Annotated in this window: 8 protein-coding genes; 2 read left to right on the forward strand and 6 right to left on the reverse strand. The window is 70.9% G+C overall.

Features of this window, described 5'->3' with window-relative positions; translation table 11 throughout:
- Positions 1–67 precede the first annotated feature (67 nt).
- The 6 genes from ADL05_RS24490 to ADL05_RS24515 form a co-directional block, all read right to left on the reverse strand.
- Positions 68–967, reverse strand: coding sequence for a hypothetical protein (locus ADL05_RS24490; protein WP_053619371.1), 900 nt, complete (start codon positions 965–967; stop codon positions 68–70).
- Positions 968–1,031: 64 nt separating this feature from the next.
- Complete coding sequence (locus ADL05_RS24495; RefSeq protein ID WP_053619372.1) at positions 1,032–2,048, reverse strand: zinc-binding dehydrogenase; 1,017 nt, start codon at positions 2,046–2,048, stop codon at positions 1,032–1,034.
- A gap of 35 nt (positions 2,049–2,083) precedes the next feature.
- On the reverse strand, positions 2,084–2,458 hold the full coding sequence (locus tag ADL05_RS24500) for a MerR family transcriptional regulator (RefSeq protein WP_053619373.1): 375 nt from the start codon (positions 2,456–2,458) through the stop codon (positions 2,084–2,086).
- 144 nt (positions 2,459–2,602) lie between these two features.
- The gene (locus ADL05_RS24505; RefSeq protein WP_053619374.1) at positions 2,603–3,193 is read right to left on the reverse strand and encodes a methylated-DNA--[protein]-cysteine S-methyltransferase; all 591 of its coding nucleotides are present in this window, start codon (positions 3,191–3,193) and stop codon (positions 2,603–2,605) included.
- Between the two features lie 62 nt (positions 3,194–3,255).
- Positions 3,256–4,830, reverse strand: a complete 1,575-nt coding sequence (locus ADL05_RS24510; RefSeq protein ID WP_053619378.1) for an AlkA N-terminal domain-containing protein — start codon at positions 4,828–4,830, stop codon at positions 3,256–3,258.
- A 111-nt stretch (positions 4,831–4,941) separates the two neighbouring features.
- On the reverse strand, positions 4,942–5,283 hold the full coding sequence (locus ADL05_RS24515) for a hypothetical protein (RefSeq protein WP_053619375.1): 342 nt from the start codon (positions 5,281–5,283) through the stop codon (positions 4,942–4,944).
- A 146-nt stretch (positions 5,284–5,429) separates the two neighbouring features.
- Between ADL05_RS24515 and ADL05_RS24520 the strand changes: the two genes are divergently transcribed.
- Both ADL05_RS24520 and ADL05_RS24525 read left to right on the forward strand, forming a co-directional pair.
- On the forward strand, positions 5,430–5,840 hold the full coding sequence (locus tag ADL05_RS24520; RefSeq protein ID WP_053619376.1) for a cobalamin B12-binding domain-containing protein: 411 nt from the start codon (positions 5,430–5,432) through the stop codon (positions 5,838–5,840).
- Positions 5,841–6,273: 433 nt separating this feature from the next.
- Positions 6,274–7,098 (forward strand): ATP-grasp domain-containing protein (locus ADL05_RS24525; protein WP_053619377.1); only part of this gene is annotated, 825 nt, incomplete at its 3' end.

Here is a 7,098-nt window from a genome sequence, read left to right on the forward strand (position 1 = left end):
GCTTGTGAAGTGTGATGGCGATCAAAGGCCCCAGCGCACTGCCGGGGCCGTGACGGTCGTGGGCGTCTCAGTCGAAGAGCTCTTCCGCTGTCGTGGCGGTGATGGCACGGTCGAACCAGGTGTCGAGCTGGTCGAGGTCGTCGCAGGCGTTGATCAGTGAGCGTTCGTGTTCGCTCACAGGGATGCCCCGACGCTCCAACAGCCGCAGGAGCGCATCATGCTTGGCCAGCAGCTGCCCCTCTTCTCGGCCTTCCTCTCGGCCTTCCTCTCGGCCCTCCTTCCGGCCTTGCCCGACGTACTTGCGGGCGAAGTCGCTCTGCCACTCGTAGGTGCCGGTTGCCATGAGTTCCTCCCACATGAGCCGAGCCGACTCGCTGAGCTTCGACTCGATGAAGTCATTGTAGATAAGACGTGTGTGATCGGGCAGTGGATCGAGGGCAGCCTCGGTGGCTTTGAGCACTGCGGGGTCGTCACCGTGTGCGGCGGCAGAGAGCACGGACAGCTCTGGAAGAGCGCGAGCCCTCTCGATGTCGTCGATGACCGGTGTGTTGCTCGGCCCCATCACAGCGGGAGCAAGAGTGGTACCGCCCGCCTCGAACCGGATGGGTTCTCTGGCCCACCGCTCGGTGCTGCTGTCCGGGCAGACCACCATCAGCCGAACCGGACAGCGGATCAGCTCCCAGACCGTGGCCACGTAGAGGGGCCACGAGAAGGGCTTGTCCGGATCCTTCTTGTGCTGTACCTCCGCGATGATGGCCATCTGCTTGGCCCCGTGCTCGTCGTAGAGGACGATGACGCTGTCGGATTTGAACGGGACGGGTTTGAGCTTGGTGTGATCGGTGCACCCCAGCTCGACTCGTGAGTAGTCCGGGACAGGGAAGCCGATGGTGTCGCGGAGCATGATCGGAGCCAGTTCCGGGTTGTTCTGGAACAACCGCACCTTGAGTTCATGATCGAAGCCGGGCATGGCTGAACGCTACAGAGAGTCAATGCTCCGTGCTGGCGAATGAGCGAATCGGCTCGTGGGCGACTCAGGTCCAGGGGTCCAGGGCGTGTTTGCCCTGGGTACGCCTCGCCTCCAGGTCGCGGAGGACCTGTGGTCCTTCCGCCAGGGCATGGACGGTCGGTGTTCCGGGCCGGTAGACGCCGACGGACACCAGGTCGCGTAGCTCACCCAGCAGGTCGGCGTACATTCCCGGCGCGGAGGCGGCCAGGGTTCCGATGTGCAGCCCCTTGACCTGTACCGGGTGGCGGAAGGTCAGGTCATGGGAGTTCAGCGTCGCCTCGCCCGAACTGTTGCCGAACACCACCACGCGACCGGTGATCGGTTTCGCCACCGCCAGGCTCGTGTCGAATGTCGCCCTGCCCACGGACTCCAGGACGAGGTCGACCCCGTCCGTCAAGCGCATGATCTCCGCGGCGAGGGCAGGATGCGAGCTGTCCAGCACTTCGTGGGTTCCCAGTGTCCGGACCGCGTCGTGCTTGGCCGGGGACGCGGTGCCGATCACCCGTGCTCCGTAGTGCAGGGCCAGCCTGACGGCGGCCTGTCCGACCCCTCCGGCCGCCGCGTGGACCAGGACGACCGATCCCGGGCGGACCCCGCCGAGGGGGACCAGCGCGGCGAGGGCCGTCGTCCAGTTGAGTTCCATCCCCAGAGCCGCCGCGTCGGCCCAGCCGTCCGGGACGTCGATCGCACGCGCCGCGGGCATCGTCATGTACTGGGCGAAGGCGCCGGGGCCGGTGCCGACCACACGGGCTCCGAGGGGCGGCGTCCGCACGTCGGGTCCGGCTCCGACGACCTCGCCGACGGCCTCGAAACCCGCCACGTAGGGCGCGTCCGGGCCGCCGCCGTAGCTGCCACGGGTCTGCATGGCGTCGGCGAAGTTCACGCCCGCCGCCGTCACCCGAAGGAGGAGGTCGTCCGGTCCGGGATCGGGCAGGGGGACATCGGTCGCCAGGGCCATGTCGGACGGTCCGCGCCGGGAGTGCTGAACCAGGGCGGACATGACCGGAGTGCCGACGGAGGGGCGATTGCCGAAGGTGCGCATGGCCCGAAGGTAGAACCCTCACACCGGGGGGAAGGTCAACCCCTGTCCGGCCCCTGCCGGCCGCGGGCGTCCCGCAGATAGGTGTCGAGGCTGTCCTGCTGCGCGGCCAGGTCGGCGATCCGCGCGGCCACGTTGTCGCGGTACCGCTGGACCTCGTCCAGGAACTCGTCGCACACGGAGCTGATGGGCGTGGCCTCGTCCTCCAGGTGCGGCAGGACCTCCCGGACGAGGCGCAGCGGCAGCCCCACGTCCAGGAGCGAGCGGACCCGGCGCACCCGGGCGATCGTGAAGTCGCAGTAGTCGCGGTAGCCGTTGCCGTGTCGGCCGGGGGTGATCAGCCCCTCGTCCTCGTAGTGCCGCAGGGCCCGTACGCTCGCGCCGCTGACGCGGGACGCCTGTCCGATCCTCATACCGGGTCCAACACCCGGTCGGCCCCGCCGCTTCCGGACCGGGTCGAGCATCCCTCGCTCCCGTCCTCGCGGGTGCCGGAGCCCGGACCGCGGCTCCGACTCTGGTCCCCGACCCCGAAGCCGGAGGCCTGACCGGGCCGGGGGTCAGCGGTGTGCGGCGGCGGTCCTGGCCTCCAGGGCGAGGAAGAACTTCTTGCGCTCCAGCCCGCCCGCGTAGCCGGTCAGTGTGCCGTCCGCTCCGATCACGCGGTGGCAGGGCACGATGATGCTGATCGGGTTGCGGCCGTTGGCCATGCCCACCGCGCGCGAGGCGGTCGGCCGGCCCAGCTCCTCCGCGAGCTGTCCGTAGCTGGACGTCTCCCCGTACGGGATCGTCGTCAGTCCCGCCCACACCCGCAGCTGCCACGGGGTGCCCGCCGGGGCGAGCGGCAGGTCGAAGACGGTCAGCTCGCCCGCGAAGTAGGCCTCCAGCTGCCGGACCGCCTCGCGGAAGGGCGCCGGGTCCGACACCCAGTGCTCGGGGACCGGTCGCGGCGCGCCGTCCTTGGCCGGGGTCGTCACGCCGCCGAGGGCCTCGCCGTCGCCGTACAGGGTCAGTTCGCCGACGGGGGAGTCCATGACGGTGTAGCGCGTGGGGCCCGGGAGCGGCGTCCGGAACTCCTCCACCTCGCTCCTCCTGGGCGCTGACCGCTCGATCGCCATGTCCAGTGGGAGTGTGTCCTGCTCGATGCCCATGCCGGTCCCCTTCGTCCGTTCCGAGTCTGTCGTGTTCGGCGCCATGGTCGCCACCCCCGGTGTCATTCCGCGCTCCGAGCGGGGACGGCCGCGGCCCGGTCCTCCTGTGCGTCGGCCAAAGAGGCCCACAGCAGGTGGTTGGCGTACGAGCGCCACGGGCTCCAGTCGAGGGCGTCCCGGGCCGCCGCCCCCGGGGTGGTCGTGCGGCCCCGGGCCTCCAACGCGAGCCGGACGCCCAGGTCCCCGTGCAGGAACACGTCCGGGTCGCCGAGGCCGCGCATCCGGATGTAGCCCGCCGTCCAGGGGCCGATCCCGCGGAGCGACAGGAGCGCCCGCTCGGTCTCCTCCCGGTCGCAGCCCGGCCCCAGGTCGACCTTTCCGACCGCGACCGCCTCCGCCAGGCCGGTCAGCGCGCGCCCGCGGGAGACGGGGATCGACAGGTCGGTGGGATCCGCCTCCGCCAGCGTCTCCGCGGAGGGGAACAGGTGGGTCAGTCCGCCGCCGGAAGCCACCAGGCACGGGGGCAGCGGTTCGCCGAAGCGTTCGACGAGGCGTCCCGCGAGCGTGCGGGCGGCGCGTACGGACACCTGCTGGCCGAGGACGGCACGGACGGCCAGCTCAGACGGGTCGACGTGCCCCGGGGACCGCAGGCCCGGACGGGCCCGGACCAGGGGACCCAGGAGCGGGTCCGCGCCCAGCACCTCCTCCACCGCTCTGGGGTCCGCGTCGAGGTCGAGGAGCTGGCGGCACCGCCGGACGGCGCTGGACAGGTCGCGGGGCTCGGTCAGGCGCAGGCGGCACAGCACGTGGCCCTCGCCCTCCGACAGCTCCACCAGTCCCGGGCCGTGGGGCAGCGGCAGTGTCCGCCGGTACACCCACCGGGAGCGGCGGGCGCCGCCCCGCGTCCGCGGCGTGGCCGCGCCGTCCCCCGAGCCACCGTCTCCCGGCTCGACCTCGACGAACTCCTCGACGCCGGGCACCGCCCGCGCGCCGAGGAAGGCCAGCATCGTGCCGAGCTCGATGGGCGCCCGGTAGGGCAGGCGCAGGGTGATCGCGCCGGTCGGTGCCACCGACGTGGCGCGGTGGCCCGCCTCACGCATCTGCGTGGGGGAGCGGTCGAACACCGCGCGCATCGTCTCGTTGAACTGGCGCACGCTGGCGAAGCCGGCCGCGAAGGCCACGTCCGTCATCGGCATGTCCGTGGTCTCCACCAGGATCCTGGCCGTCTGGGCGCGCTCGGTGCGTGCCAGGGCCAGCGGGCCGGCGCCCACCTCGGCCGCGAGGAGCCGGTTGAGCTGGCGTTCGCTGTAGCCGACGGCCGAGGCCAGGCCGCCGACGCCGCCCCGGTCGACCGCGCCGTCCTGGATGAGCCGCATCGCCCGGCCGACGACGTCGGCCCGCATGTTCCACTGCGGTGATCCGGGCGTGAGGTCGGGTCGGCACCGTTTGCAGGCGCGGAAGCCCGCCTCCTGCGCCGCGGCGGCGGATGGATAGAACCGGGTGTTCGCCCGCTTGGGGGTGACGGCGGGGCAACTCGGGCGGCAGTAGATGCCCGTGGTCCGCACAGCGGTGTAGAACACTCCGTCGAAGCGGGCGTCACGGCTGTGTACGGCGCGGTAGCGCTGGTCGTCGTCCATCACGGGACCCATGCTTCCCGACGCCGACCCCCGGTGCTGGCGGTTTTCGGACACGGTGTCCGAGGGGGCCGCGGGCGGTCCTGAGGCGGTCGGGAGCCGGGTGGCTGGACGTCAGCCCTCGGACCGGTCCGGGGCCCCGGGGCCGCCTCCACCGCCGGGGTCACCGCTCTCCTCGGCGGCGTGCTCGCGCAGGTACTCGATGTAGACGGGGCGCAGGGCCTCGTGCACCTTCGGGTCGGACTCGGCGGACAGTGCCTCGTACAGGAAGCCGGAGGCCTGGGCGATGCTCGCCCGGCTGCCCTCCTCGTTCCCCGCCGCCGCCTCGGCGGCCGGGATCATCCGCAGCAGCTGCCAGAAGAACCGTACGTCCCAGCGCTTGCGCGCCAGGTCGATGGCGCGTTCCCGCAGCTCCTCTGTACTGGTCTGGTCGAAATCAGTGCTGTTTTCTCCCATGGTCGGAAGATACCCGCACCCGTGCCCGCCATCCCGCAGTGACCTGCGTTACGCTGCTGACGAGTTCATCATCTCCGCCCCGTCCGACCGGCGGCGCTCTCACAAGGAGCACGGGAGGCCGGGGAAACGCACTGAGGGGTTTCGCCATGTCAAAGGGTGCCGCACGGGTCGTCGTCGCCAAACCGGGCCTGGACGGGCACGACCGCGGGGTCAAGATCGTGGCCCGTGTGCTGCGCGACGCGGGTGTGGAGGTCATCTACACCGGACTGCGGCAGACCCCGGAGATGATCGTCGCCGCCGCGCTGCAGGAGGACGCCGACGCGATCGGGCTGTCCGTGCTGTCCGGGGCGCACATGACCATGTTCGGCCGGGTCATGGAGCTGTTGAAGGAGAACGACGCCACCGACATCCGGGTGTTCGGCGGGGGGATCATCCCCGACGCCGACATCGAGGAGCTGGAGCGCATGGGAGTCGCGCGCGTCTTCACGCCCGGTGCGCCGACCTCGGAGATCGCCGACTGGGTCCGAGAGAACATCCGCCCGGCCCACGCCGCCTGACGCCGGTCCGGCGTCCGCACGGTTCACCGTCCCGCCGCCGGTGCGGTGAGGGCGATCGGGTGCCCGGTCGGCCCGTGATGTTCGTCGCACCCGCCGAGAACCCCACAGTGGGGCGAATCGGGCGTTTGCCCTGTTATGGATCGTGTCTCTGGTCACACGAATTCCCATCCCGGGGTGCCTGGGATGCCGCGTGAGCGGCTTTCGGGGCGGCATCGGCCGGGGCAACACGCCCCCGGTGTCCGGCGGCCGGATCGCGGGCGACTAAGCTTTGCGCATGTCGCGGGTGGCAACGCCGCGGCGATCTCGATCTCTGTAGACGGCTCAGCCCAGCGGGCTGCGCGTTGTGTGACACCTACTCAGAACGTCACCGCCGATCCGGACGAGGCCACCCCGGTAGACATCCTGAGCCAGCGAGTTACAAGGACGGACCCTCGTGGACCTGTTCGAATACCAGGCGAAGCAACTCTTCGCAGAGTACGGGGTTCCCGTACCCCAGGGAAAGGTGGCGAGCACGGCCGCTGAGGCACGTGCCATCGCTGATGAGTTCGCCGCCGCCGGAAAGCCCCGAGTCGTCGTCAAGGCGCAGGTCAAGACGGGCGGTCGCGGTAAGGCCGGCGGTGTGAAGGTGGCCGACGGCCCCGAGGACGCTCAGGCCAAGGCCGAGCAGATCCTCGGCATGGACATCAAGGGCCACACGGTCCACCGTGTCCTGGTCGAGGAGGCCTCCGACATCGCGGAGGAGTACTACTTCTCCTTCCTGCTCGACCGCGCCAACCGCACCTTCCTGTCGATCTGCTCCGCCGAGGGCGGTGTCGAGATCGAGGAGGTCGCGGTCACCAACCCCGACGCGGTCGCCAAGGTCGCCGTCGACCCGCTGACCGGCGCCCCCAAGGACGTCGCCGCGGAGATCGTCAAGGCCGGCAAGCTGCCGCAGGCCGCCGCCGAGGGCGCGGCCGAGCTGATCACGAAGCTGTGGGACGCCTTCGTCGGCAAGGACGCCACGCTCGTCGAGGTCAACCCCCTCATCCTCACCAAGGACGGCCGCGTCGTCGCGCTCGACGGCAAGGTCACGCTGGACGAGAACGCCGAGTTCCGCCAGGACCTGGAGAGCCTCACCTTCGCGGAGGAGGGCGACCCGCTGGAGGTTCAGGCCAAGGCCAAGGGTCTGAACTACGTGAAGCTCGACGGTGAGGTCGGGATCATCGGCAACGGCGCGGGCCTGGTCATGTCCACGCTGGACGTGGTCGCCTACGCGGGC

It is taken from the genome of Nocardiopsis sp. NRRL B-16309, assembly GCF_001279585.1.
Taxonomy (GTDB): domain Bacteria; phylum Actinomycetota; class Actinomycetes; order Streptosporangiales; family Streptosporangiaceae; genus Nocardiopsis.

Bases quoted from the DNA above. Each gene is read 5' to 3' on its own strand.
- ADL05_RS24490 (WP_053619371.1), bottom strand. From the start codon at position 967: ATGCCCGGCTTCGATCATGAACTCAAGGTGCGGTTGTTCCAGAACAAC.
- ADL05_RS24495 (WP_053619372.1), bottom strand. From the start codon at position 2,048: ATGCGCACCTTCGGCAATCGCCCCTCCGTCGGCACTCCGGTCATGTCC.
- ADL05_RS24500 (WP_053619373.1), bottom strand. From the start codon at position 2,458: ATGAGGATCGGACAGGCGTCCCGCGTCAGCGGCGCGAGCGTACGGGCC.
- ADL05_RS24505 (WP_053619374.1), bottom strand. From the start codon at position 3,193: ATGGGCATCGAGCAGGACACACTCCCACTGGACATGGCGATCGAGCGG.
- ADL05_RS24510 (WP_053619378.1), bottom strand. From the start codon at position 4,830: ATGGACGACGACCAGCGCTACCGCGCCGTACACAGCCGTGACGCCCGC.
- ADL05_RS24515 (WP_053619375.1), bottom strand. From the start codon at position 5,283: ATGGGAGAAAACAGCACTGATTTCGACCAGACCAGTACAGAGGAGCTG.
- ADL05_RS24520 (WP_053619376.1), top strand. From the start codon at position 5,430: ATGTCAAAGGGTGCCGCACGGGTCGTCGTCGCCAAACCGGGCCTGGAC.